The organism is Hyphomicrobium sp. DMF-1, from assembly GCF_027886585.1.
In the GTDB taxonomy this organism is placed as follows: domain Bacteria; phylum Pseudomonadota; class Alphaproteobacteria; order Rhizobiales; family Hyphomicrobiaceae; genus Hyphomicrobium_C; species Hyphomicrobium_C zavarzinii.
This window is the reverse complement of the sequence record NZ_CP115706.1, coordinates 1341763-1365329: the sequence shown is the minus strand read 5'-3', so window position 1 is coordinate 1365329 and position 23567 is coordinate 1341763. Positions and strand designations below refer to the sequence as shown.

Below are 23567 nucleotides of genomic sequence, written 5' to 3'. Positions count from 1 at the left end.
CTGCGGCTATCCCGCGTTTGGCGTGTTGCGGTCGAAGCCGACGTAGACTTCGAACTCGCCGGGGCGCGCGCCTTCGGGCACATCGAAGGTCACCGTGCGAACGGCCGAGAAATAGCCGATCGGATTCTCGACCGCGACCGTCGCATCCACGCGCAGCTTGTCCGTCGTGAGCCGCTCGCGCTTCGCGTCGGTGACGAACACATTGATCGGCATGGAGATCGGCCCCGACTGACCGCGAGGCCCCAGCAGGATGCGGCCCGAGAAGCCGTACTTCACCGTCACCTGCGTGCCGTTTATCGAGCATTCGCGCGCGGTCTTGGTGATCTCGCCGCGATGCATGATGGCAAGACCGTCGCCCACCCGGCCCGTCTCGTAGATCGTGAGGTGGCTGTCACGCGGCCAGGTCAGGAAGCGCGGGCAGCCCGGTTGCGCGTCGCCGCCCGAGAACTGAGGCGCACTGTCGCCGCCCGCCTTCGCGGCCGCGATCAGATCCTGCTCGCTGACGCCCGTGGGCTCGGCCCCGGAGGATCCGCCGCCGAAAATGCTGGTTCCGAGGCCGGAGGTGACGGACGACATGCCGCATCCCCCGAGCGCGAGCGCGGCAGCAAGGGCGGCCGCGGTCGAAACCGCGCCTTTGACCTTTGTCATGACGGATTGCGCCATCCCGCTCCGATCCGCATAATCCCCCAGAACCGTCCGCGCGTCGCGAGAACGACCCAAGCTCGTCGCATCGTTTCTAGTCCAGGACGAACGACTCAAGCTCTATCATCCCTATCTTGAACCATAAAGCGGCCGCTCCCTTTTTGGCCCACACGACCCGAGGACAAGTCCAAATGGCCTCTTCCAGCGCCGAGCACGACCAAGCAAAGCGTCCGGCCCTGAACGTTCTCCTGGCCGCCCCCCGCGGCTTCTGTGCGGGCGTCGACCGTGCGATCCAGATCGTCGAGCTGGCATTGGCCAAGTTCGGCGCGCCGGTCTACGTACGCCACGAGATTGTCCATAACCGATATGTCGTGGAATCCCTGAAGGCTAAAGGTGCCGTTTTTGTGGAGGAACTGGACGAGATCCCCGACACCGACCAGCCTGTGATCTTTTCGGCACACGGGGTGCCCAAGTCCGTGCCCCTGGCCGCAAAATCCCGCAATCTTTTCTCGATCGACGCCACCTGCCCGCTGGTTTTCAAAGTGCATACCGAGGCGAGCCGCCATCACGCGGAAGGCCGCAAGATCGTTCTGATCGGCCATGCGGGCCACCCGGAGGTGGAGGGCACCACAGGCCAGCTCCCGCCGGGCTCGGTAACCTTGATCGAGACGGCCGCCGACGCAGAGACCTTCGAGCCTGAGGACGCCTCCCGCCTCGCCTACGTGACGCAGACGACCCTCTCCGTGGACGACACAGCAGACATCGTGGCGATCCTGAAGCGCCGCTTCCCGGCCATCGTCGGCCCCCACAAGGAGGACATCTGCTACGCCACGACCAACCGCCAGGCAGCCGTGAAGGCCATTGCCGGCAAGGTCGGCCTCACCATCGTCGTCGGCGCGCCGAACTCGTCGAACTCGCTGCGTCTCGTCGAGGTCGCCGAACGGTCGGGCTGCCCGAAAGCCATTCTCATCCAGCGCGCTTCCGATATACCCTGGCCTCTGTTCGACGGCGTCGAGACCGTCGGCATTACGGCCGGCGCCTCCGCCCCGGAGACCCTTGTCGACGAGGTGCTGGACGCGCTGAACGCCCGCTTCGCCATCTCCGTCGAGCAGGTGAGAACGGCTAACGAGCGCATCGCCTTCAACGTCCCCCGCGAGTTGCGCGAGCCTGCCGACGCCTGATACACGGGGAAACCCTTCGCACCTCGGCCCCTCATCCAGTCACCGAAAAAGCAAAACCTATGGCCGTTTATACGGAAGTGACGGACGACGAGCTCGCGCGGCTGATCGCGGGCTACGATCTCGGCGCGCTGCTCTCCTACAAGGGCATCGCCGAAGGCGTCGAGAACACCAACTATATGGTGCATACGAGCGAAGGCACCTTCATCCTCACGCTCTACGAGCGCCGCGTCGACACCGCGGACCTACCGTTCTTCCTCGGCCTCCTGGAGCATCTGAACCGGAGAGGCATCTCGTGCCCGTTGCCGGTCCGCAACCGTAACGGCGAGGTGCTGACGGAAATCTCGGGCCGCACCGCCGCCATCGTCACCTTTCTCGAAGGGGTCTGGCCACGCCGCCCGCGCGTCGAGCACTGCGCGGAAGTTGGACGCGCACTCGCGGGCCTTCACCTCGCGGGCAAGGATTTCGCTCTGACGCGCCGCAACGCGTTGGGCCTCGAAGGCTGGCACGCGCTGTTCGACCGCTTCGCCCCCCGCGCCGACGAGGTCGCGCGCGGCCTCGGCAATCTCATCGCCTACGAGCTGGCCTATCTGGATCGCGCCTGGCCAAAAGACCTTCCCTCCGGCGTCATTCACGCCGACCTTTTTCCGGACAACGTGTTCTTCATCGGCGACAAGCTGTCCGGCCTCATCGACTTCTACTTCGCCTGCAACGACGCCTGGGCCTACGATCTCGCAATCTGCCTCAACGCATGGTGCTTCGAAGCTGATTTCGCCTTCAACGCCACCAAGGCCCGCGCGCTCCTCTCCGCCTATCAGAGCGCGCGCCCCCTCACCGAGGCCGAGTACGAGGCGTTTCCTACGCTCGCACGTGGCGCGGCGCTTCGCTTCCTGCTCACCCGCTCCCACGATTGGCTGCACACGGACCCTAACGCCCTCGTGAAGCCCCACGATCCGAACGCTTACGTTCGCCGCCTGAGGTTCCATCAGGAGGTGAACTCGCCGGGCGAATACGGATTGGAGAGGGTGCGATGAGCGGGACGAAGAAATCGATCGAGATCTACACCGACGGCGCCTGCTCCGGAAATCCGGGCCCGGGCGGCTGGGGCGCGATCCTCATCTGGGGCGATCACCGCAAGGAGATCAAAGGCGGCGAGGCCGAGACCACGAACAACCGCATGGAGCTGATGGCGGCGATCTCCGCACTCGAAGCGCTGAAGACAGGCGTCGAGGCGGATCTCTACACGGACAGCGCCTACGTGCGGAACGGCATCTCGAGCTGGATCCACGGCTGGAAGCGCAACGGCTGGCGCACCGCCGACAAGAAGCCGGTCAAGAACGTGGAGCTGTGGCAGCGCCTCGAGCAGGCGCTCTCCCGCCACAAGGTGACCTGGCACTGGGTGAAGGGCCACGCCGGACATCCCGAGAATGAGCGCGCAGACGAGCTTGCGCGCGAAGGCATGGCCGAGTTCAAACGCCGGTAGCTATTGTTTCCAATCCAGCCGGCCCCACCGCGACGGAAGTTCTTTCCGAGCGGCATGGTGCGTAATCCGTATCCGGCGAACCGGCGATCCGCCCGCCGACGCCGCCTCCCCCTAAAACCATTGGTGCACAATCAAGAGGCAATCGGCCCCGCGCCTGCGCGTGACGTGCGTCAAAGCGCACCAATCTTAGGGATTCATTCCCGGATTTCGTAAGATTTTACACATCCATTGCTAGGAATATAGGTGAAGGAAATAAGTTAACTGGCGGAAATAAATAGATGTTGTCTACGCTGCGTCTTCGTCTTCCGATCGCCATCGTCGGTCTCGGATTGGTGAGCTCAACGATCATGGGCTGGATCGGATGGTCCGGCGCAAGAAGCGCCTTGGAGGCATCCGCCTTCGACCGGCTTAACCTCGCAGCCGAATCCCGCCGCACCAGCCTCGAGCTCGTCGCAGACCGCCTGCGCGTCGACACCAGGAACATCGCCGGCCACAAGCTGGTGCTCGACAACATCGGCGACCTGACCGAGACGCTGAGCAAGTCCCCCGAGGCCCGCACGCAGGCGCTGGAATTCTTCGCTGGCCTCCCGCCCGAGCAGCGCGCCGAGAATGACGGCAGCATGTCGGGCACCATGTACGGCCTGCGCCATTCCAAGGTGCATCCGATCGCGATGACGGCGCTCACGCAGGCGAAGTACGACGACATCCTGCTGCTCGATGAGACCGGCACCATCGTTTACACGGCAAAAAAAGGCGCGGAGTTCGGCCAGAAGATCGGCACGCCCGCGACGGAAGGCTCCGGCCTCGAGACCCTGCTCGATGCGATGCAGAAGGCTGGCGACAAGGACGTGACCTTCCAGGATTTCCGCGAGTCCACACTGTCCGCCTCGGGCCCCCTCGCATTCATCGGCACGCCGATCCTCAAGAAGTCGAACGTCGCCATGGACAGTGCCCAGCAGGATATTCGCGTCGGCTATGCCGTCATCCGCGTGGCACCCGCCCTTCTCGACCAGGTCTTGAGCGATCGCCACGGCCTCGGCAAAACCGGCGAGACCTACGCCGTCGGCACCGACGGACTGATCCGCACCAACGCACCCCTCGCCACAACCCCGACCGCTGGCAAACCCGCCACGATGATGGGCTTCGATGGCAAGTCTTCGAGCGAGCTTTCCCGCTTCCATCGCAACGGCAACGCCTATCTCACCGCTGGAAACAAGGTCGAGTTCCTCGGCGCGGCGTGGAACGTTTACGCCGAGCAGGCGGACGACGAGGCCCTCGCCGCCGCAGCCGGCATTTCGCGCACCATGGGATTGGCAGCACTTCTGATCGTCGGTGCCCAGATTCTCGTTGGCTGGCTGGTCGCTCGCGGCATCGTGCGCCCCATCGGCGCACTGACGGCAGCCCTCAAGGCCCTTGCCGGCGGCAAGCTCACCTCCCAGATCGCGGGCAGGGAGCGCCGAGACGAAATCGGCGAGATCGCCCGCGCCGTCGAAGACATCCGTACCTTCACCGCTGCCGAGACCGAGCGCCGTGCGGCGGCCGCCGAGGAGGAGCGCCGCGAGCGCGAAGCCCAGCGCCGCCAGCTCACCGAAAGCCTGGCCCGCGATTTCGAGGAGCGCGTCGGCACGGTCGTGAGATCGGTCGCCCATGCGGCTGGCGACTTGGAGAAATCGGCGCTCGAGATGGCCGCCATCGCCGACCAGACCAAGGCCAGCTCCGTCAGGGTCGCAACCGCGACCGACTCCGCCAACCACGAGGTTCAGTCCGTCGCCGCCGCCTCCGAGCAGCTTTCGGCTTCCATTCGCGAGGTCGCATCGCTGACCTCACGCTCGGGCTCCATCGCCTCCGAAGCGGACAGGCATGCCCAGCAGACACACGAGATCGTCGCGTCGCTCTCGTCGAAAGCGGCGACCATTCAGAACGTCATCGACATGATCAAGGCGATCGCCGAACAGACCAACCTGCTGGCTCTCAACGCCACCATCGAAGCCGCGCGGGCGGGCGAAGCCGGAAAGGGCTTCTCGGTCGTGGCGAGCGAGGTGAAGGCCTTGGCCAGCCAGACCACCAAAGCCACCGGAGAGATCGCAGCCCAGATCGACGCGGTCGGCAGCGAGGTCAAGAACGCCGTCGACGCGGTATCGAGCATCCGCACCGTGGTGACCGACATCAGCCACGCCGTCGTCGCCATCTCCTCGGCCATCGAGGAGCAGACTGCGGCCACAGGCGAGATCGCCAAGTCCGCGCAGAGCGCCGCCGGCGAAACGGCCTCCGTCTCGACGAACATCGAAGAGGTCTCGCAGGCGATCACCACCACCGACCGGGCGGCAAATGACGTCGTCGAGCGGGCCCGTAGCCTCGGCAAGGAGGCATCGGACCTCGACCACAGCCTGCGTCAGTTCATCGAGCGGCTGCTCGCGGCATAAGCCCCGCCTGACGGCTGGCCAGCGCACGAGGGGCGCAGGCCAGCGTCACGCGGAATGCGTGGACCGGCTCGCCGGACAACGCCAGGCGAGCCCAAGGTTGCATCAGCCCACGCGGAAGACGGCACCGGCCACGGAGCGGGCGCGCGTGCGAACGGCGCCCCCGTCGTTGCCGGAGCGAACCAGCCACTGCCCATTGGGCGCGCGGCCGACGATCTCGCCGACGTGGTGACGCCAAACGACAACGGCGCCGACCTGCGGGCCGCTCGGGCTGCCCCACTTGCTCCAGTTCCAGGCGACGTTGAGATGCGCGCCACCGCCGCGCTGCGTGCGCATCCACCAGCCGCACCAGGCGCGCGGACGCGGACCGGCGGAATGGCTGCCGCTGCTGTAGGACGAGCGTGACTCGTAGCTCTGAGTTGCGTAGCGCACCCGCTGGGCGCGGCCGCGCGAGGCGACGCGCTGACGCTTGGCGCGCGGCGTGCTCACCCGCTGATCGGCGACGGAAGCAGAATGCTGGACGAAAGGATTCCAGCTATCGCGGGCGGTTTCGCGAGACGGACGCGCGTCCGCAGACGTCGCGCCAGCGAGTACCAACAGAGTCGCCGCGACGGCGAAGACGTTCTTTCTCATCTCAAAGGTCCCCATACTATTGCGTACTGAACAAGGCGCCAGTCGCACGAGCACCGGGCAGAAACAAGGAAACGGAACGCAAGCGCGTCAATATGTCCACCCTGAGAAACCCCAGACTGGCTTGACATGTGCTAAGTAAAACGAAGTATTTATTTCTGTTGTTTTACTTGAGAGCCGCCAGAACTTTTTCGGCAGTCGCCTTGTTATGCTCGGGAGGACTGTCTTCGATGCCGAGATATTTTACAACGCCGTCCTCGACGATCATCGCGTAGCGCTTCGAGCGAGTCCCCAATCCAAAGCCCGAAAGATCGATATCGAGACCGATCGCCTTCGCGAAATCTGCGTTCCCGTCGGCGAGCATCTCCACATCGTCCTGTGCATCCCGCGCCTTGGCCCATGCAGTGAGTACGAACACATCATTCACGGCCGTACACGCAACTGTATCCACACCTTTCGCCTTGAGATCGTCCGCTCGCCCGACGAAGCCCGGCAGGTGCTGCTCGCTGCAGGTCGGCGTGAAGGCACCCGGCACGGCGAACAGCACCACCGTCTTGCCCTTGAACACCTCGCTCGACGACACCGGCTTCGGACCGCCCTCGCCCATGATCGTGAACTTCGCCTCGGGGAGTGTGTCGCCAACCTTGATGCTCATCTCGGGTCTCCTGCAGTCTTAGGGTTGAGGCTTAGTAAAACTACGTAGTCGATTGGGACGCGGACCGTCACTTGGCGACAAACGTCGCAAACGAGGATCCCGCTTCACCGACGAGCGTGACCGTCACCGGCTTTCCCTTGAGCGCCGAGAGGTCCACGTCGCTGCCGAGTGCGGCTTCGAACGTCAGGACTCCATCGGCTGACGGCCGGCCCACAAGCTCGGGAATCGGCAGAAATAGGCCATTTGGAGCCTCTAGGAAGGCTTCCGCCCCTGTGACACCCTGGGGGAAACGCGCCGCGATGGAGATCTTCGGCTGGGCGCCGCCGAGGTCGGCCTCGGCCTTGATCAGAGCTGGATCGCCGTCGCGGAGCTTGTCCTGCGCGCGGGGAACGCTGTCGAGCGCCTGCGCCGCTTCAGGCGTCAGCGGATCGGCTTCATCCGGCGCAATCGTGAGCGACAACGACACGTCGATCGGCACACACACGTCCTTGCAGATGCCGTACTGAAGATCGACCGCGAGCGCGACCGGCTCACCGTCGTTCGTGGGCGCGATCGCCACGGGCAGGATCAGTCCGTCGTGATAGCCGATCGTGTTGCCCGACTTGTCGATGAAGCGCTGCGGCGCCGGAAACATCACATCCGCGCTCGCGAGGTTGGTGGATTTCGACCAATCGAAAGACGGCGGCAAGCCACCCGCGTCTCCAGGCGCGCGCCAGTATGTTTTCCATCCCGGCTCGAGCACGATCTCGACGAAGGCGAGGTGCTTTTCGCCCTCTTGAGACGCCTTTCCGGACACCAGCCGCGCCTTCGTTTTGTGTCCCGAAACCCAGGGCGACTCCGCCGCGAAAGCAGGCGCGGTGCCGCTTGAAGACGCCACAACAAGAGCAAATATTACTTTGATGATACAGCCGTAAGCAGGTGAATTCGGGCGCAGCATGAAGTTTCGGCTCTCTTTCGCACAGACAAAAGCCCAAGGATTTGGCACAGCGGCGGGGCTCCTCCGCACAGCCTCGCGACCGTATCTATACGGCGTAAAGCGATTTTGCGCGGCACAAAACACGGCTTCACATGCGGCCTCAGTGGGGGCTAGTCTCGATCCATGACCACGCCGAGATCGAAGCGCAAGAGACGGAGCGACACCTTCCTCAAGGGACAGCTTCTCGTCGCTATGCCATTGATGACGGACCGGCGATTTGCCCGCTCGGTCATCTACATGTGTGCCCATTCCGATGATGGTGCAATGGGTCTCATCATCAATCACCGCGCCGATCACATCAGCTTTCCGGATCTGCTTGAGCGCCTCGGCATCATTCCGAGCGGCTCCGACGAAGGAATTTCGAACGACATCCTCGAACGGCAGGTTCACGTCGGCGGTCCTGTCGAGACGGGCCGCGGCTTCGTGCTTCACTCGTCCGACTACTATTCGACGGAATCCACGCTGCCAATCGACCACGAGGTCAGTCTCACGGCTTCGATCGAGATTCTGAAAGCGATCGCCTGCGGAGAAGGCCCGCTGCACGCCATGCTGGCGCTCGGCTATGCCGGATGGTCAGCGGGACAATTGGAAAGCGAGATCCAGGCCAACGGCTGGCTGCACTGCCCGCCGGATCTCGACCTGCTGTTCGATCCCGACATCGAGGACAAGTATGCACGCGCCCTCGCCAAGATCGGCGTCGACCCGTCCCATCTCGTGAGCGACGCTGGCCACGCTTAGGCTCGGCTAAATCCAACCAGCGAGCGAGTTCGCAGCCGGATGTATCCCTCGGCTACGTGTTGCCTGCTGCCCGCTGCCATCCTCAATTCTGTTTACGCGCAACACCGGCCAGGCGTGCGAGGCTCTCGGCGATCGCGGGCGGCAGGTTCGAGAAATCCGGATCGGGCCGCGCGGGCCCGGGAGCAGGGCGGCTGGCGGCGGCTGGTGCGGGCTTTGCGGCCTGAACCCTCGGCTGAACCTGTGGCGGGCCGGACGGTGACGGCTGAACCCCGATGTTCGGCGGCAGACCGGCAGGCAGACCCGCGCCAGGAACAGGCGGAGGAGCAGGCTGCACCAGGATAGGCCGCGGGGCCTCGGGCACGACGTGTGGCGGCGGCGCAGGCGGCGTGAGCGCTGAGAGAGCTGGTCCCGGCAGCGGCGGCGGTGAGGGCGGCGGCATCGGCGGAGGTGGCAGATCGGCGCCACGAAGCGGCGGCGGCATATCCGGCCCGGGTGCGGGCGCACGCGGCTTTGCGATCCCGGCAGGCGGAGCCGAAGCCATCGGCACCACATCCGGCAACACATCGGCAAGGCGCGTCATGAGCTGTGGGGCAGACGGCACTGGTCCCGCGGCAGGCGGTGGCGGAGCAAACGCTGCTGCCGGAGGCGCGGCCCCAAGCGGCACCGTCGGTTGGGGTGGAACGCCCGGCGGCGGCATGGCGGCGGGCTTGCCGTTCGCATGAGGCTCCGGCGATGTACCGTTTACACGCTCCGGACGCAGACGCCCGCGCCGTGCGGCCAGTTGCGCGCTGTCCTCACGCGGACGCTGCTCGGCCTGCGGAGCGTGCGATGCTCGCGGCGGCGGAGCAGAAGGCGGCCGCGCGGCGCCATTCGCGCCCATCGGCGGCGGCGCATTGGCGGCCTGGGCGGCACCGGCGGCAGCCACCACGGCCTCATCCGGCTTATGCGAGGGAGCGCCCTGCGGTTTGCCGCCACGCCGCTTCTTCGTTTTCGGACGGAACACGCCGACCGGCTTGTGCTTGTTCTCGGTGGTCCGCACCGTCGCGAGCACCTGCAGCACCTCGGCCTCGGCGATGGCATCGCCGCAGTAAGCGCCCTGCGCATACTCGCACCCGATCGAACGCAGGAACCCGACCTCGCTCTCGGTCTCGACGCCCTTGGCCACGACCTTCTTGCTGAGCTCGTGGGCAAGCGCCACCATCGAGCGGACGAGCTGGCCTTCGTTGCCGCTCTTCGCGTTTCCACCCTGCATGAGGGACTGATCGATCTTCACCGTGTCGAACGGCAAACGGTCGAGATAGGCGAGCGACGAATAGCCGGTACCGAACTCGTCGAGCACGATCTCCGCGCCCGCCCCGCGCAGCCACTCGAGCACTTCCGTCGACTGCTCCGGATTTTCGAGCGCGATCTGCTCCGTCACCTCAAGGCGCAGCGAGCCTTTCGGCACCACGGTGCGCCCGAGAATGTGGCGGATCTCCTGAATGACGTCCTGCCGGAAGAGATGCCGGCACGAGATATTGACGCTGACGAACAGCGGCGCCTCGCTGCGCGGAAATTCCTTTTGCCACGCGATGACATCGCGCGAGGCCCGCTGCAGGAGATAGGCTCCGAGCTTGGCCACGAGATCCGTCTCATCGGCAAACGGAACGAACACCGACGGATCTATGGTGCCGAGCTGCGGATGATCCCACCGCGCAACGGCCTCGAAGCCCGCCAGCTCCTCGGTCGGAAGATAGATGATGGGCAGGTAGGCGATGCGAACCTGGTTCTTCTCCATCGCCCGGCGCAGCTCGGCTTCGAGCGCGGCGCGGTCGTCCTGCTCGCCGCGCATCTCGGGCGTGAAGACCTCGATGCGGTCCGCGCCCGCGCGCTTGGCGCGGAACATGGCAATCTCGGCCTTCTTGAGAAGATCGTGGCTCTTCTCCTCGTTCTCGAACATCGCGATACCGATCGAGCCGGTGAGCACGATCTCCTGCCCTGCGATCTTGATCGGCGACCGGAGCGAGCGGCGAATGCGCTCCGCGTGCTGGGCGAGCTCGCCCACGGACTGGTCGGCAAGCACCAGCAGCGCAAACCGATCGCCGCTGACGCGCGCGAGCGTGTCGTTAGGGCCGAGGTGACGCTGCAGACGCCGGGCGATCGTGAGAAGCAAACTATCGCCCAGCACGAGGCCGAGAGACGAGTTGACGCTCGTGAACTTGTCGATGTCGATGATGAGCATGGTGGGCCGCACCTGCGGCTCCGCCGTCGCACGCCGCATGGCGACCTGAAGCCGGTCGAGCAGAAGCTCGCGGTTCGGAAGTCCGGTCAGGCTGTCGTGAACGGCATCGTGCAGAAGCCGCTCGTGCGCGCGCTTGGCATCCGTCACGTCGCGAATGAGGCCGACGCATTTGAACGAGCGCGGATCCGTGCCCGGCACGCCCGCCGCCTCGATCTCGAACCAGCGATAGTTGTTGTCCGCTTGGCGGAGACGGAAATCGCAACAGATCTTGCCGTCGCGCCGCTCCTGGACCGTGAACAGCGCAAGCCTGAACCGCTCGCGGTCGGAGGGATGCAGATGGCGCATGAACTCGTCGGTGCGCGAGGAAAGGTCGCCCGGAGAAAGCCCGAGCAGCGCATCGACGCTGGGGCTGACTTTCACCTCGTCACGCCGTGCATTCCACTCCCACACGGCCGCGCCCGATGCGTCCACCGCAATGGAGCGGGCCTGGAGCTCGGAAGGCGCGGCGCCATAGACGGGCTCCCCTGAGCGGAACGCGTACTGCGTCACGGTGAAACCGATCGACAGCAGGATGAGCACGAGGCCGGACACGAGCCCGAACACGACAACCTCGCCGGAGAGCTGGCCCGTGAGAGCCACGCCCGCGCCGAAGATCCACACCAGGAACAGGATCCAAGTGGGAATGAGCGAGAGCGCGCGATCCTGGCCGCGCAGCGCGAGGAACAGAATGAGCCCCGTCCCCGTGAACCCGATGAATACGAACGAGAGCCGCGCGAATGTCGCCGCAAGCCTCGGGTCTATGATCGCCACGGCAATGAGCGAGAACTGCGCCAGCAGCCACACGCTGATCAGCATCCGGATGAGGCCGTGCCACAAGGCAAGCCGCAGGAACACGTGGAGGAAGAGAACGAGGCTCGCCGCCAGCGCCGATTCCGCCGCCGCACGGTAGACCGCGTTGGCTTCGGGCTTCATCTGGAACAGCTTATGAAAGAAGCCGAAGTCGACGCAGAGATAGGCGAGCGTGCACCAAGCGACGAGCGCCGATGCCGGGAAGATCAGCTTGTGGTTGGCGGCGAAGATGGCGGTCAGGAAGATCGCCATCAGACCCGTGAGGCCGAGCAACACGCCATTGAAGAGCTGGCGGTCCGAGATCTTGATTTCGTAGTCGAGCGGCTTCCAGAGATAGAGGCGCACGAAACGCTCTGAGCTCATCTCGGCGACGTAGGTAATGGTCTGCCCGGGCTCGAGCGTGATGCGGAAGAGATCCGCCCGGTCGCTCTTGATGCGCTCGGGAACGAAACCGATCGACGGTGTCACCGCCTCGATGCGGCGCGCGTCGAGATCCGGCCACACAACGCCGGAGCCGATCACGCTGTAACGATCCGCCGACAGCCAGCGCTCCACCGGCCGGTCCGTGGGATTGGTGAGCGCGAACACGATCCAGTTGGGGTTCGTGCCCGACGTGGTTGCGGAAACCGACATGCGGCTCGCAAGACCATCCGCGCCGGCCGCTGTTTCCACCTGAAGGCTGTCGCCGCGCGCTTCGTAGAGATCGCCGAGCGTCGTGATCTCGATCCGGCCCTGGTCGGGGCTGATCTCGATCGCCTTGAGGGCGAGCGCGGGACGAGCCGCGAGCACGACACCGCAAAGGACAGCGAGCAGCAGCGCGGCAAGCCGCCCCGCGACACCCCCAGGCGCGACGCAACGGAGGATCGGCCGCGCGAAGCCCCTCACGGTTGCACCTCCCCGGCCATCCAGTCCTCGGCGAGGATCGCGAACACGACATGATCCTGCCAGGCGCCGTTGATCTTGAGATAGCGCCGGGCGAGCCCTTCCTTGAGAAAGCCCGTGCGCGTCAGCACCTCGATGGAGCGCCCGTTGGTCGGCTGAACTGCGGCCTCGATGCGATGCAGGCGAAGCTGCTCGAAGGCGTGCGGCAGCACGGCTTTCACTGCCGCCGTCATGTGCCCGCGCCCTACGAAGGGAAGCCCCAGCCAGTAGCCGAGCATGGCCGACTGCGTAACGCCGCGCCGGACGTTGGACAGCGTGACGCCGCCCATCAGGCGGTCTGTCTCTGCTTCGAAGATGAGAAACGCATAGCCGAGGTCGTCGCGCGCCTCGCGCTGATAGTGCTTCACGCGGCGCCGGTAAGCGCTCTTGGTGAGGTCGTCCCGCGGCCAGGCCGGCTCCCACGGCGTGAGATGCGCGCGGCTTAAAGTCCTGAGCTCCGCCCAAGGAGCGTAGTCGCTCATCAGCGGCGGACGCAGCCACACCCCGCGGCCTTGGATGACCGCCCACTCCGACGAGTTTCCGGCCCTCAGGAACGCCATCAGGCTGTCCTTGCCTCCGAGCTTGCCGCCCCGCGCCCAATGCGTTGCGCGGCTTCCGACGCGAGCCGTTCGGAAACCTTTCCGGCTCCCACCACGGCGACCGATGGGCTCCGCGCGATGAGTTGCTGCGCGAAGCGTCCGATATCCTCGACGCTGACCGCGTCCACGTTTCGGATCAGCTCGTCGCTGCCAACAATCCGTCCGTGAGCCAACATTTGCCGTGCCATCTGCTCGGCACGGGCAGACGATGATTCCAAGCTCATTAGCAGCCCGGCCTTGAGCTGAGCTTTCGCCCGGTTCAGTTCCGCTTCGGAGGGTCCGCGCCGCGCCACATCCTCGAGCTCGGTGCCCGTCACGTCGATGAGGCTCGCCATCGTTTCCGTTCCCGTCGCCGCGTGCACCGCGAGAAGCCCCGTATCGGAGAGACCCCACGCGGACGAATAGATCGAATAGCAAAGCCCCCGCTTCTCACGAGCCTCCTGGAACAGGCGGGACGACATCCCTCCGCCAAAGAGACCCGAGAAAACCTGGGCCGTGAAATACTCCTGAGCGCGATAGGAAGGACCTTCGAACGCAAGCACGAGATGGCTCTGCTCGAAACGTTTGTGATCCCAACGGATGCCACCGTGGTAGCGCGCCTGCTCCTCACCCTCGATTCCATGGGAAGTGAGCCCCCCGAATAGGGCCTCAGCGTGGCGGACCAGAGGCTCGTGGTGGACGGCGCCGGCCGCCGCGAGCACCATGCTGCCGGGCCGGTAGTGGGTTTTCAGGAATTGCTGCAGATCAGCCGGCGAAAATCGCTTCACGTTGGCGGCCGGCCCCAGGATGGTTCGCCCGAGCGCCTGGCCGGGGTAGGCCGCCTCGTTCATCAGCTCGAAGGCGATGTCGTCAGGCACGTCTCGCGTGGCCGCGATCTCCTGCAGGATCACCTCGCGCTCGCGTTCGAGTTCGTCGGATGAAAACCTCGAGTTGAGCAGAATGTCGGCCAGGATCTCCAGCGCAACCCCTTCGTCGCCCTTAAGAACCCGGGCGAAATAGGCGGTGGTCTCGAGCCCCGTCGCAGCGTTCAGCTCTCCCCCAACCGCTTCGATCTCCTCGGCGATAGCCTGCGCCGAGCGGCTCGCCGTTCCCTTGAACGACATATGTTCGAGAAAATGCGAGATGCCGTTCTCGGCCAGCGTCTCGCTGCGGGACCCCACCCCGACCCAGATCCCGAGCGACGTGGTCTCGAGATGCGGCATCGTGTGGGTGATGACCGTGAGACCGTTGGAGAGCCGCGAGATCTCTTCCGTCATGACGCCCCCGCGGAAGCCGGCTGCACCGTCCCCTCGACAAAGCGTTTGACGGCCTCGACGTCGTTTTCGAGAACAGGATAGCGCTCGGCGTCCGTGAGCAGGTTCGAGAGACGCGGCGGCAGGCCGGGCCGCTCGCCCGTGATCCGCTCCATCGCGTCGGGAAACTTCGCGGGATGCGCGGTCGAGAGCACGATGCCGGGCACCGCCGACTGCGGAACCGTCTTTTCGAGCGCAACGAGACCGCAGGCCGTATGCGGATCCAGAAGATAGCCGCTCGCCACGCGCGTGCGCCGGATGGCATCCGCCACCTCTGCTTCAGAGGCCGACGAAGCCGCGAAATCGCTCTTGAACTGCGCGGCCGTTCCCGCGAGATCGAAACGCCCGCCCTGCGAGAGCGAGCCCATCGCGCCGCGGATGAACCCGGCGTCGCGCCCAGATGCCTCGAACAGGTAGCGCTCGAAATTCGAGGAGATCTGGATGTCCATCGAAGGCGACGTCGTCTCCACCACGCCCCGCATCTCGTAGACGCCGGTCGCGTGGGCGCGCGGAAGGATGTCGTTCTCGTTGGAGGCGATGACGAGCCGCTCGATCGGCAAGCCCATGCGCTTGGCCACCCACCCCGCGAGAATATCGCCGAAATTGCCGGTCGGCACGGAGACGGTGATCGGCCGATGCGGCGCGCCGAGCGCCGCGCCAGCGACGAAATAGTACGTGACCTGCGCCACGATGCGCGCCCAGTTGATGGAGTTCACGCCCGAGAGCGAGAGCCGGTCGCGGAACGCATGGTCGTTGAACATCGCTTTGACCAGCGCCTGGCAGTCGTCGAACGTGCCCTTGATCGCAACCGCATGTACGTTCGCTTCCTTCGGCGTGGTCATCATCCGCCGCTGGACATCCGAAACGCGCCCATCTGGAAAGAGGATCACGACATCGACGCGCTTCGAAGAGCGGAACGCCTCGATTGCGGCCCCCCCCGTATCGCCGGACGTCGCGCCCACGATGGTCGCGCGTTGGCCGCGCTTCGCGAGCGCATGATCCATGAGCCGCGCGAGAAGCTGCATCGCCACGTCCTTGAACGCGAGCGTCGGCCCGTGGAACAGCTCCAGCACCCACCGGTTGCGGTCGATCTGCACGAGCGGCGTCACCGCCGGATGGCCGAACTGGCCGTAGGCATCACGCGCCATGCCGAGCAGCGTCGACTTGTCGATCGACCCGCCGACGAAGGGCGCCATCACCTCGACGGCCACCTCCGCGAACGGCCGGCCGGCAAACGAGGCGATGGTCTCGCGCGAGAGCGCAGGCCACGTCTCGGGCACATAGAGCCCTCCGTCGCGGGCGAGCCCCTGCAGCAGCACATCCTCGAAGGTGAGGGAAAGCACTTCGCCCCGGGTGGAAATATAGGTCACGAGCTTGGCATCCTGGGTTGTACGGGCTGCCGGCCGCAAGCGATCGAGTGTTGGCCGGAAACGCGCGGAAACCGGCTTCCGAGCCGGGATCCGATCTTGTCTCTAACGCTGTACCGGGCGGCCCGCCTGCGATCAAGCCAAGGCCGGACGGCGGGCTCCCGCCCCTATGCGTTCCGTCGCCGCGTCCAGGCAAACGCCGCGAACACTGCGAGCAAGGTGGCAGCGAGACCGAACCAGGTCAGCGCATATTCGAGATGGCGGTTCGGAATGTCGAGCCGGGTCACGCCCCCCTTGGGCCAGCCGCCCGGATTGGCAGGCTCAGCTGTCGCGTCGACGAAGAACGGCAGCACCCGCGCCCGGTCCTCGTCCGAGCCCAGCGAGGCCGCCATGCCGTCGAGATCCCGCCAATACCAGACGTTTCGCGTCCGGTCGGCATCCGGCTCGAACCACCCTTTGACGCCGGCCTTGCGCACGAGCCCGCGGACGGTCACGCGGCCCTCGATCTGCCCGGCGGCCCGCGCCGCGGGCTCCTTGAACTCCTCCGGCACGAAGCCGCGATTGACGAACAGGATCTTGCCGCCGTCCGTCTCGAACGGCGTGTAGATGTGCCAGCCCGGCCCCTCCGCGTCGACGGCGAACAGGCGTCGCTCGTCCCCATGGCGGAAATGCCCGCTCACAGAAACCGGCCGGTACTCCTCGTGGCCGAGCTGCTTCCAAGCCTCCGCCGGCTGCTCCAGCGGCACGGGCTCCTTGCCGAGGCTCTCGTTGATCGAGGCGATCAGCGTCTCTTTCCAGGCCAGCCGCTCGAGCTGCCAAAAGCCGAGTGCGAGCAGAATTGGCAGCGCCACGAGCGTCATCAGCGCCGGCACCATGAGGCTACGGCCGCGCGGCGCGCCGCCATTGAGATCGCCGGATGTCATGTCAGTCCTTGGCCAACCGGCCCTCTTCCGCTTTGTTGACCCACTGCAGCGCGATCAGGATCGCCTTGAGGAACCGCAGCAGAATGAACGCCAAGAGCGGCGTGACAACGCCCCACAGTGCCACATGGACCCAAAGCGGCGGCCCGAAGCGGAATTCGACGATGAGCGCGAGCCCCAGCACCACGAAGCCGAGGATCAGGATGGCGAAAACGGCGGGGCCGTCTCCGGTGTCGATGAACTTGTAGTCGAGACCGCACTTGCTGCAGGCAGGCTTCAGCATCAGGCCGTTGTGAAACAGGGAGCCCTGGCCGCACCGGGGGCAACGCGCGAGCAGACCCGCCACGATTGGCGACACGCTCTGGCCCCGCTCGTGCGCATTCTCGCTTCCGCTCATCGACCGTCTCCTCGCTTGCGTAACTCTAGGTGGCCCCGGTGTGCGCTCCGGATCGCGAAGGTCCGAGGGCTCGTCTGTCCCGTGCCTACCCCGGAAAGGGCAAGGGGCCGGGCAAAAAACCCGACCCCTTCCCCATTTGCGTCGCGTTGTCCCTGACGAGTGTCAGTGACCGGCGCCCGGATGAGCGCCCGCGCCCCACACATAGATTGCGGCGAACAGGAACAGCCAAACCACGTCGACGAAGTGCCAGTACCAGGCAGCGGCCTCGAAGCCGAAGTGCTGCTGAGGCGTGAAATGGCCCTTGATCGCGCGAAGCAGGCACACCAGCAGGAAGATGGTGCCGATGATCACGTGCGCGCCGTGGAAGCCCGTGGCCATGAAGAAGGCCGAGCCGTAAGCGTGGCCGCCGAAGGTGAAGGCGGCGTGCATGTACTCGTAAGCCTGCGTGATGGTGAAGAGCACGCCGAGCACGACGGTGGCGAGCAGGCCGAGAACCAGACCGCGGCGGTCGTTCTTGAGCAACGCGTGGTGTGCCCACGTGACCGTGCAGCCCGACGACAGCAGGATCAGCGTGTTGACGAGCGGGAGGCCCCACGGATCGAAGGTGCCCTTGAAGTAGCCGTTGACCGGCGCACCCGTCGTGGGGACCACGGCATCCGTCGACTCGACAGGCACCGGCGGCCACTGCCCGCCGAACAGCGCGTTCCGCTGCACCATGCCGAGCGCTTCGGAGACGTTCTCCGGCTTGTAGATGTCAGCCGGGAACAGGGCGAAATCGAAATAGGCCCAGAACCAGGCGACGAAGAACATCACTTCCGAAGCGATGAAGAGAATGATGCCGTAGCGGAGGTGAAGCTGCACGACCGGCGTGTGATCGCCGCGGTGCGCTTCGATGATCACGTCACGCCACCACATGTAGGCGGTGGCGGCGAGGCCCGCGAAACCAGCCGCGAACACCCAGGGACCGTGCATGCCGAACAGGCCCGTTGCGCCTTCACCCGTCGAGCGCATCCAGATGATGGCGCCGACGGCCGTCACGAACGCCGACAGGGATGCCGTCAGCGGCCATGGGCTCGGATCGAGCAGGTGGTAGTCGTGTTGCTTGCCGTGCGCTTGGGCCATATTCGTCTCCACAGTCCCCGTTCGTTTGTATCCCCCGGCCTTGCCGAAAGCTCGCCCGACACCATCGAGGTTGTCGGCCAATCTCTCGTCTCGGCCCATCGATTTACCCGCAGCAACTTCGGCTCCGGGGTCTTCCTTACTCGATCCAGGGCACGCTTCGCTTCGCGAACCGGACGCCCAGGTCTTCCTTTGCGGCATTTTCCGCGACGGACCGGATGATCGCTACGAGACCCGGTGTCCAATCCGTCCGAAAATGCCTCAGCCTCCCTGCCGTGCCTCCCCGGATTTGACCTCGGCCTTGGGGCCGCTGCCGTCCACCGGATAGAACGTATAGGAAAGCGTGATCTCCTTGATGTTCGCCGCGTCCCGGTCCGCGAGGATCGAAGGATCGACGAAAAACGACACCGGCATGTCGACGCTCTCGCCGGCCGCCAGCGTCTGCTCCGTGAAGCAGAAGCACTCGATCTTGCTGAAGTAGGCGCCCGCGATGTCGGGCGAGACGTTGAAGCTCGCCGTGCCCTTCACGGTGCCGCTGGAGGAATTGTGCGCCTTGTAGAAGGCAAGCGCATTCTCGCCGAGCTTGACCGTGATCGTCCGCTGCGCCGGCTGGAACTCCCAGTGCATGCCCGGCGTCACGTTCGCATCGAACCGCACAGTGATGGTGCGCTCGAGAACGGTTTCGGGCGCCTTTTCCGCGCGCATCGGCGTGCCGCCGAAACCGGTCACCTGGCAGAACATGCGATAGAGCGGGACGGCGGCATACGTGGCCGCGCCCATGAACAGGAGCGCGCCGAGGCACGTCACCACCACGCCGCGGTTGCTTCCGCGGCGGACCGGATCCCGTTTCGGCTCCGCTGCACCGGCAGCGGGGGCACTGTTCTCGTCGTTTGTCGTCACATCAGCTCCAGATCAACGACCGCTTCGCTTAAGCGCTTAGTTTCCCATCCTCACGATGGTGGCGGCATAGAACAACAGCACCAGAAATCCGAGCCCCAAGGCAATCGCCACGGAACGCAGGCGCTGGCGCTTCAAGCGCTTCTGCTCTTCGTCTGCTCCGTCGCTCACCATGGCCTCGCGCGCGTTGAGTTCGATCTGTCCCATCTATCCTATACCCAAAGCTTGAGGGCGAGATTCTCGCCGAGGATGACCGCGAACAGAATGAAGAGATAAAAGATCGAGAACGTGAACAGCCGCTTGGCGGCGTGATCCGCCTCGCGTCCCTCACGGATCTGCCAGACCTTGAACGCCAGGTGCAGGAAGATGAGGCCCAGCACCACCGAAACCACCGCATAGACGATACCGCCGAGTCCGATCACATAGGGCATCACGGCAAGCGGGGTGAGCACGAGCGAGTAGAGCAGGATCTGGCGGCGCGTCTCGTCCGCACCGGCCACCACCGGCAGCATCGGCACGCCGACGCGCTCGTAGTCGCGGCAGCGGTAAAGCGCGAGCGCCCAGAAGTGCGGAGGCGTCCACATGAAGATGATGAGGAACAGCAGCACGCTCTCGATGGTCACCGTGCCGGTGACGGCAGCCCAGCCGATCATCGGCGGGAACGAGCCGGCGGCACCGCCGATGACGATGTTCTGCGGCGTCCGGCGCTTGAGCCACATCGTGTAGAAGAAGACATAGTAGGCGATCGTGAGCGCCAGCAGCGCGCCCGCCACCCAGTTCACGAGCACGCCGAGCGTCACCACCGACATGACGGAGAGCACGGAGCCGAACGCGAGCGCCTCGTCGGCCGTCACGCGCCCGCGCGGAATGGGGCGCGCAGCCGTGCGCGCCATGTGCGCGTCGATGTCGGCGTCGTACCACATGTTGAGCGCGCCCGACGCGCCTGCGCCGACAGCGATGCAGATAATGGCGATGATCGCCAGAACAGGGTGCAGGTTACCCGGCGCAGCGACCAGGCCTGCGAGAGAGGTGAACACCACGAGCGACATCACCCGCGGCTTCATGAGCTCGAGGAAATCCCCGACTGAGGGTTCCGAGCTTGTGGCCGAGACGTTGAGCGTGCCCTCGGCAGTCAATCCTGACATCGTCTTGCATCCTCCCGCCGCGGGTTGCCCCCGCCGATAACGCTCGCAATTCTCTGTTGCGGCTTCGAGGTGATACGGTGGGCGTACTGACGCCCACCGCACGTTCGGAACGCTGGGAAAGGGAAGGCTCCCGACCTCACCTTTCCCGAAGAGCGCTTAGTGATGCGAGCTGCCCGAGATACGCGGCAGCGTCTCGAAGCAGTGGAACGGAGGCGGCGAAGACAGCGTCCATTCCAGCGTGGTCGCACCGACGCCCCACGGATTGTTGCCGGCAGGAACCTTACGGGCCAGGGCAACGAACACGCCGATGAAGAAGCACAGCGTACCGACGGCCGTCATGTACGAGCCGATCGAGGACACGTGGTTCCAGAAGGCGTAGGCATCCGGATAGTCGACATAGCGGCGGGGCATGCCGGCGAGGCCGAGGAAGTGCTGCGGGAAGAACAGCACGTTGGCACCGACGAAGGTGATCCAGAAGTGCATCTTGCCCCAGAACTCGGAGTACATGTAGCCGCTCATCTTCGGGAACCAGTAGTACCAGCCCGCGAAGATCGAGAACACGGCGCCGAGCGACAGCACGTAGTGGAAGTGCGCGACGACGTAATAGGTGTCGTGCAGCGCGCGGTCGACGCCGGCGTTCGCCAGCATGACGCCCGTGACGCCGCCCACGGTGAACAGGAAGATGAAGCCCAGCGCCCAGATCATCGGCAGGCGGAACTGGATGGAGCCGCCCCACATGGTTGCAATCCAGGAGAAGATCTTCACGCCCGTGGGAACCGCGATCACCATCGTTGCGAACACGAAGTAGGCCTGCGTGTTGACCGTGATGCCGGCGGCATACATGTGGTGCGCCCACACGATGAAGCCGACGAGGCCGATGGCGAGCATGGCGTACGCCATGCCGAGGTAGCCGAACACCGGCTTGCGCGAGAAGGTTGCCACGATGTGGCTGATCATGCCGAAGCCGGGCAGGATCAGAATGTACACTTCGGGGTGACCGAAGAACCAGAACAGATGCTGATAGAGGATCGGGTCACCGCCGCCCGCCGGAGCGAAGAAGGTGGTGCCGAAGTTGCGGTCGGTGAGCAGCATCGTGATCGCGCCGGCGAGAACCGGGAGCGAGAGGAGCAGCAGGAACGCCGTGATCAGCACCGACCAGACGAACAGCGGCATCTTGTGCATGGTCATGCCAGGAGCGCGCATGTTGAAGATGGTGGTGATGAAGTTGATGGCGCCGAGGATCGACGAAGCACCCGCGACGTGAAGCGCGAGGATCGCGAAGTCGACGGCCGGACCCGGATGGCCGGAAACCGACAGCGGCGCATAGAGCGTCCAGCCGCTGCCGACGCCGTGCATGCCCGACGGACCTTCGACGAACATCGAGATCAGGAGCAGCGTGAGCGCCACCGGCAGAAGCCAGAACGAGATGTTGTTCATGCGCGGGAACGCCATGTCCGGCGCGCCGATCTGCAGCGGAACGAACCAGTTGCCGAACCCGCCCATGGTGGACGGCATGACCATGAAGAACACCATGATGAGACCATGGCCGGTCACGAACACGTTGAACATGTGCGGGTTGGAGAAGTACTGCATGCCCGGCTCGGCGAGCTCGAGACGCATGGCGATCGACAGCGCGCCACCGATGATACCGGAGATCATGCCGAAGATCAGGTACATCGTGCCGATGTCTTTATGGTTCGTCGAGAACAGCCAGCGACGCCACCCGGTAGGGGTGTGGTCGTGATCGTGGCCGGCGTGTGCGGTGGTGCTACCCATTGTTCAAGCCCTTGTTAACCTGGGTGTTTCCAATCCTGTGCAGGCAAGAGGAAACGGCTGTCCAAAAAGCCGTTGCCTTGTTCGCTTAGCGCTGCGAGGCGGTGTTCTCGGCAACGGCCTTGATGCCGGCCTGCTCGAGAGCGACCTTATCGAGGATCTCGCGTGCCTTCTTCTTGTCCTTGGCCTGCATTGCGGCAGCCCACTCGGTGAAAACACCTTCGGACACGACGCGCACAGCGATCGGCATGAACGCATGGTTCAGACCGCAGAGCTCCGAGCACTGCCCGTAGAACATGCCTTCCTTCTCAGCCTGGAACCAGGTGGAGGTGAGGCGGCCCGGAACCGCGTCGATCTTCGAGCCGAACGACTGCACGGTCCAGTTGTGGATCACGTCGTTGCTGGTCACGAGGACGTGGACGACCTTGTTGACCGGCACCACGATCTCGTTGTCGACCGAAAGCAGGCGCGGCGTCGGGATGCCCTTCTGCTCGCGAGCCGCGACCTCGTCGTCCGTCAGCATGTTAGACGTAATCGTGAAGTTGCCGTGATCCGGGTACTCATGCTCCCAGAACCAGGAGTTGCCCACCGCCTTGATCGTGAGATCGGGCTTCGGATAGCTGTACTGGTTCATCAGCAGCTTGAACGAAGGAATGGCGATCACCACCAGGATGAGGATGGGGATCACAGTCCAGGCCACTTCGAGCAGCGTGTGGTGCGTGGTCTGGCTGGGCGTCGGGTTGCGCCGCTCGCTAAAGCGGAACATCACGTAGATCAGCAGGATGAGAACGAAAATCGCGATCGCGATGATGATCGTGTTCGTGAGGTCGTAGAAGCTGTGCAGCTCGCGTGCGATCGGCGTCGCGGCCTCCTGGAGCCCCATCTGTTTGGGATAAGGCTGACCAAGGCCATTGTTGGCCAACGCAGCGCCTGGCGTCACGAGCAGGGCGATGAGCCCAGCCAGTGCCACCTGAGGCACACACTTGAGAATCCATTTCAGCATTAATCCGCTCCCCGGTTCGTGCTCCGGCACCTGTGCCGGAATCTCCCTGATGTCGGCCGTTTCGATCTTTCCGATCGTTCCTGCCCGGCGTCGCTCGCCGCGCCCTGGGGGGTGCGCCCTGTCCGACCTTGTATGCTGCACCGCCAGTAGTGCACGCGGCTGTGGCAGAGTCCCCCGACCACACACAGCACAAACGTCAAACTCGGCTCAAGTCAAGTTTTCTGCGTCATAACTACGCGTTGAAAAAATGGCGAAGCTGATCTGGGTCATATTGCGTCGCAGCATGACATGCGGCCGCCGCAGCGAAAGCGTGCCGCTTTGCGACCGCACCATGACGACGGC

The 23567-nt window shown here is 64.9% G+C and carries 21 protein-coding genes; 5 read left to right on the top strand and 16 right to left on the bottom strand.

The features are described 5' to 3' along the window. Positions 1-6: 6 nt before the first annotated feature. On the bottom strand, positions 7-648 hold the full coding sequence (locus PE058_RS06120) for a hypothetical protein (RefSeq protein ID WP_271030132.1): 642 nt from the start codon (positions 646-648) through the stop codon (positions 7-9). A gap of 185 nt (positions 649-833) precedes the next feature. Between PE058_RS06120 and ispH the strand changes: the two genes are divergently transcribed. From ispH to PE058_RS06100, 4 genes are all read left to right on the top strand, one after another. Further along, positions 834-1823, top strand: coding sequence for a 4-hydroxy-3-methylbut-2-enyl diphosphate reductase (gene ispH, locus PE058_RS06115; RefSeq protein ID WP_271030131.1), 990 nt, complete (start codon positions 834-836; stop codon positions 1821-1823). 59 nt (positions 1824-1882) lie between these two features. After that, the gene (locus tag PE058_RS06110; RefSeq protein ID WP_271030130.1) at positions 1883-2854 is read left to right on the top strand and encodes a homoserine kinase; all 972 of its coding nucleotides are present in this window, start codon (positions 1883-1885) and stop codon (positions 2852-2854) included. Next, on the top strand, positions 2851-3303 hold the full coding sequence (gene rnhA, locus PE058_RS06105; protein WP_020084486.1) for a ribonuclease HI: 453 nt from the start codon (positions 2851-2853) through the stop codon (positions 3301-3303). Before PE058_RS06110 ends, rnhA begins: the two co-directional genes overlap by 4 nt. Positions 3304-3581: 278 nt before the next feature. Next, positions 3582-5726 (top strand): methyl-accepting chemotaxis protein, encoded by a 2145-nt coding sequence (locus PE058_RS06100; protein ID WP_271030129.1) that lies wholly within the window; start codon positions 3582-3584, stop codon positions 5724-5726. A 102-nt stretch (positions 5727-5828) separates the two neighbouring features. On the opposite strand, the gene PE058_RS06095 is transcribed toward PE058_RS06100, so the two are convergent. From PE058_RS06095 to PE058_RS06085, 3 genes are all read right to left on the bottom strand, one after another. Further along, positions 5829-6356, bottom strand: coding sequence for a hypothetical protein (locus PE058_RS06095; RefSeq protein ID WP_245257612.1), 528 nt, complete (start codon positions 6354-6356; stop codon positions 5829-5831). A gap of 163 nt (positions 6357-6519) precedes the next feature. Continuing rightward, entirely contained in the window at positions 6520-7008 is a 489-nt protein-coding gene (locus PE058_RS06090) for a peroxiredoxin (RefSeq protein WP_020084483.1), read from the bottom strand. A 67-nt stretch (positions 7009-7075) separates the two neighbouring features. Continuing rightward, positions 7076-7804: a protein-disulfide reductase DsbD domain-containing protein gene (locus tag PE058_RS06085; protein ID WP_020084482.1), complete on the bottom strand. Its 729-nt coding sequence runs from the start codon at positions 7802-7804 to the stop codon at positions 7076-7078. Between the two features lie 303 nt (positions 7805-8107). On the opposite strand from PE058_RS06085, the gene PE058_RS06080 reads away from it, so the two are divergent. Further along, the gene (locus tag PE058_RS06080; RefSeq protein WP_020084481.1) at positions 8108-8722 is read left to right on the top strand and encodes a YqgE/AlgH family protein; all 615 of its coding nucleotides are present in this window, start codon (positions 8108-8110) and stop codon (positions 8720-8722) included. A gap of 82 nt (positions 8723-8804) precedes the next feature. On the opposite strand, the gene PE058_RS06075 is transcribed toward PE058_RS06080, so the two are convergent. The 12 genes from PE058_RS06075 to coxB all read right to left on the bottom strand — a co-directional run bounded on the left by PE058_RS06075 (position 8805) and on the right by coxB (position 23225). Then, positions 8805-12677 (bottom strand): EAL domain-containing protein, encoded by a 3873-nt coding sequence (locus PE058_RS06075; RefSeq protein WP_271030128.1) that lies wholly within the window; start codon positions 12675-12677, stop codon positions 8805-8807. Further along, positions 12674-13273 (bottom strand): GNAT family N-acetyltransferase, encoded by a 600-nt coding sequence (locus PE058_RS06070; RefSeq protein ID WP_020084479.1) that lies wholly within the window; start codon positions 13271-13273, stop codon positions 12674-12676. Before PE058_RS06070 ends, PE058_RS06075 begins: the two co-directional genes overlap by 4 nt. Continuing rightward, positions 13273-14568: a M16 family metallopeptidase gene (locus PE058_RS06065; RefSeq protein ID WP_271030127.1), complete on the bottom strand. Its 1296-nt coding sequence runs from the start codon at positions 14566-14568 to the stop codon at positions 13273-13275. Before PE058_RS06065 ends, PE058_RS06070 begins: the two co-directional genes overlap by 1 nt. After that, positions 14565-15974 carry a threonine synthase gene (gene thrC / locus PE058_RS06060; RefSeq protein ID WP_040497885.1) on the bottom strand — a complete coding sequence of 470 codons (1410 nt, stop codon included), beginning with the start codon at positions 15972-15974 and terminating at the stop codon, positions 14565-14567. The genes PE058_RS06065 and thrC overlap by 4 nt, the downstream gene beginning before the upstream one ends. 164 nt (positions 15975-16138) lie before the next feature. Beyond that, positions 16139-16894, bottom strand: coding sequence for an SURF1 family protein (locus PE058_RS06055; RefSeq protein WP_271030126.1), 756 nt, complete (start codon positions 16892-16894; stop codon positions 16139-16141). A 1-nt stretch (position 16895) separates the two neighbouring features. After that, positions 16896-17288 carry a DUF983 domain-containing protein gene (locus PE058_RS06050; RefSeq protein WP_020084475.1) on the bottom strand — a complete coding sequence of 131 codons (393 nt, stop codon included), beginning with the start codon at positions 17286-17288 and terminating at the stop codon, positions 16896-16898. A 162-nt stretch (positions 17289-17450) separates the two neighbouring features. Continuing rightward, on the bottom strand, positions 17451-18410 hold the full coding sequence (locus PE058_RS06045; RefSeq protein ID WP_020084474.1) for a cytochrome c oxidase subunit 3: 960 nt from the start codon (positions 18408-18410) through the stop codon (positions 17451-17453). A 258-nt stretch (positions 18411-18668) separates the two neighbouring features. Next, on the bottom strand, positions 18669-19307 hold the full coding sequence (locus tag PE058_RS06040) for a cytochrome c oxidase assembly protein (RefSeq protein ID WP_020084473.1): 639 nt from the start codon (positions 19305-19307) through the stop codon (positions 18669-18671). Positions 19308-19343: 36 nt separating this feature from the next. Next, complete coding sequence (locus PE058_RS06035) at positions 19344-19511, bottom strand: hypothetical protein (protein ID WP_020084472.1); 168 nt, start codon at positions 19509-19511, stop codon at positions 19344-19346. A gap of 5 nt (positions 19512-19516) precedes the next feature. Beyond that, entirely contained in the window at positions 19517-20449 is a 933-nt protein-coding gene (gene cyoE, locus PE058_RS06030; protein WP_020084471.1) for a heme o synthase, read from the bottom strand. Positions 20450-20605: 156 nt separating this feature from the next. Then, a complete protein-coding gene (ctaD, locus tag PE058_RS06025; RefSeq protein ID WP_020084470.1) occupies positions 20606-22225 on the bottom strand; it encodes a cytochrome c oxidase subunit I in 1620 nt (539 codons plus the stop codon). A gap of 85 nt (positions 22226-22310) precedes the next feature. Further along, positions 22311-23225, bottom strand: coding sequence for a cytochrome c oxidase subunit II (coxB, locus tag PE058_RS06020; protein ID WP_020084469.1), 915 nt, complete (start codon positions 23223-23225; stop codon positions 22311-22313). Positions 23226-23567: the final 342 nt, after the last annotated feature.

Coding starts and splice junctions, on each gene's coding strand:
- PE058_RS06120 (WP_271030132.1), bottom strand. CDS start 648: ATGACAAAGGTCAAAGGCGCGGTTTCGACCGCGGCCGCCCTTGCTGCC.
- ispH (WP_271030131.1), top strand. CDS start 834: ATGGCCTCTTCCAGCGCCGAGCACGACCAAGCAAAGCGTCCGGCCCTG.
- PE058_RS06110 (WP_271030130.1), top strand. CDS start 1,883: ATGGCCGTTTATACGGAAGTGACGGACGACGAGCTCGCGCGGCTGATC.
- rnhA (WP_020084486.1), top strand. CDS start 2,851: ATGAGCGGGACGAAGAAATCGATCGAGATCTACACCGACGGCGCCTGC.
- PE058_RS06100 (WP_271030129.1), top strand. CDS start 3,582: ATGTTGTCTACGCTGCGTCTTCGTCTTCCGATCGCCATCGTCGGTCTC.
- PE058_RS06095 (WP_245257612.1), bottom strand. CDS start 6,356: ATGAGAAAGAACGTCTTCGCCGTCGCGGCGACTCTGTTGGTACTCGCT.
- PE058_RS06090 (WP_020084483.1), bottom strand. CDS start 7,008: ATGAGCATCAAGGTTGGCGACACACTCCCCGAGGCGAAGTTCACGATC.
- PE058_RS06080 (WP_020084481.1), top strand. CDS start 8,108: ATGACCACGCCGAGATCGAAGCGCAAGAGACGGAGCGACACCTTCCTC.
- PE058_RS06070 (WP_020084479.1), bottom strand. CDS start 13,273: ATGGCGTTCCTGAGGGCCGGAAACTCGTCGGAGTGGGCGGTCATCCAA.
- PE058_RS06065 (WP_271030127.1), bottom strand. CDS start 14,568: ATGACGGAAGAGATCTCGCGGCTCTCCAACGGTCTCACGGTCATCACC.
- PE058_RS06055 (WP_271030126.1), bottom strand. CDS start 16,894: ATGACATCCGGCGATCTCAATGGCGGCGCGCCGCGCGGCCGTAGCCTC.
- PE058_RS06050 (WP_020084475.1), bottom strand. CDS start 17,288: ATGAGCGGAAGCGAGAATGCGCACGAGCGGGGCCAGAGCGTGTCGCCA.
- PE058_RS06045 (WP_020084474.1), bottom strand. CDS start 18,410: ATGGCCCAAGCGCACGGCAAGCAACACGACTACCACCTGCTCGATCCG.
- PE058_RS06035 (WP_020084472.1), bottom strand. CDS start 19,511: ATGGGACAGATCGAACTCAACGCGCGCGAGGCCATGGTGAGCGACGGA.
- cyoE (WP_020084471.1), bottom strand. CDS start 20,449: ATGTCAGGATTGACTGCCGAGGGCACGCTCAACGTCTCGGCCACAAGC.
- ctaD (WP_020084470.1), bottom strand. CDS start 22,225: ATGGGTAGCACCACCGCACACGCCGGCCACGATCACGACCACACCCCT.
- coxB (WP_020084469.1), bottom strand. CDS start 23,225: ATGCTGAAATGGATTCTCAAGTGTGTGCCTCAGGTGGCACTGGCTGGG.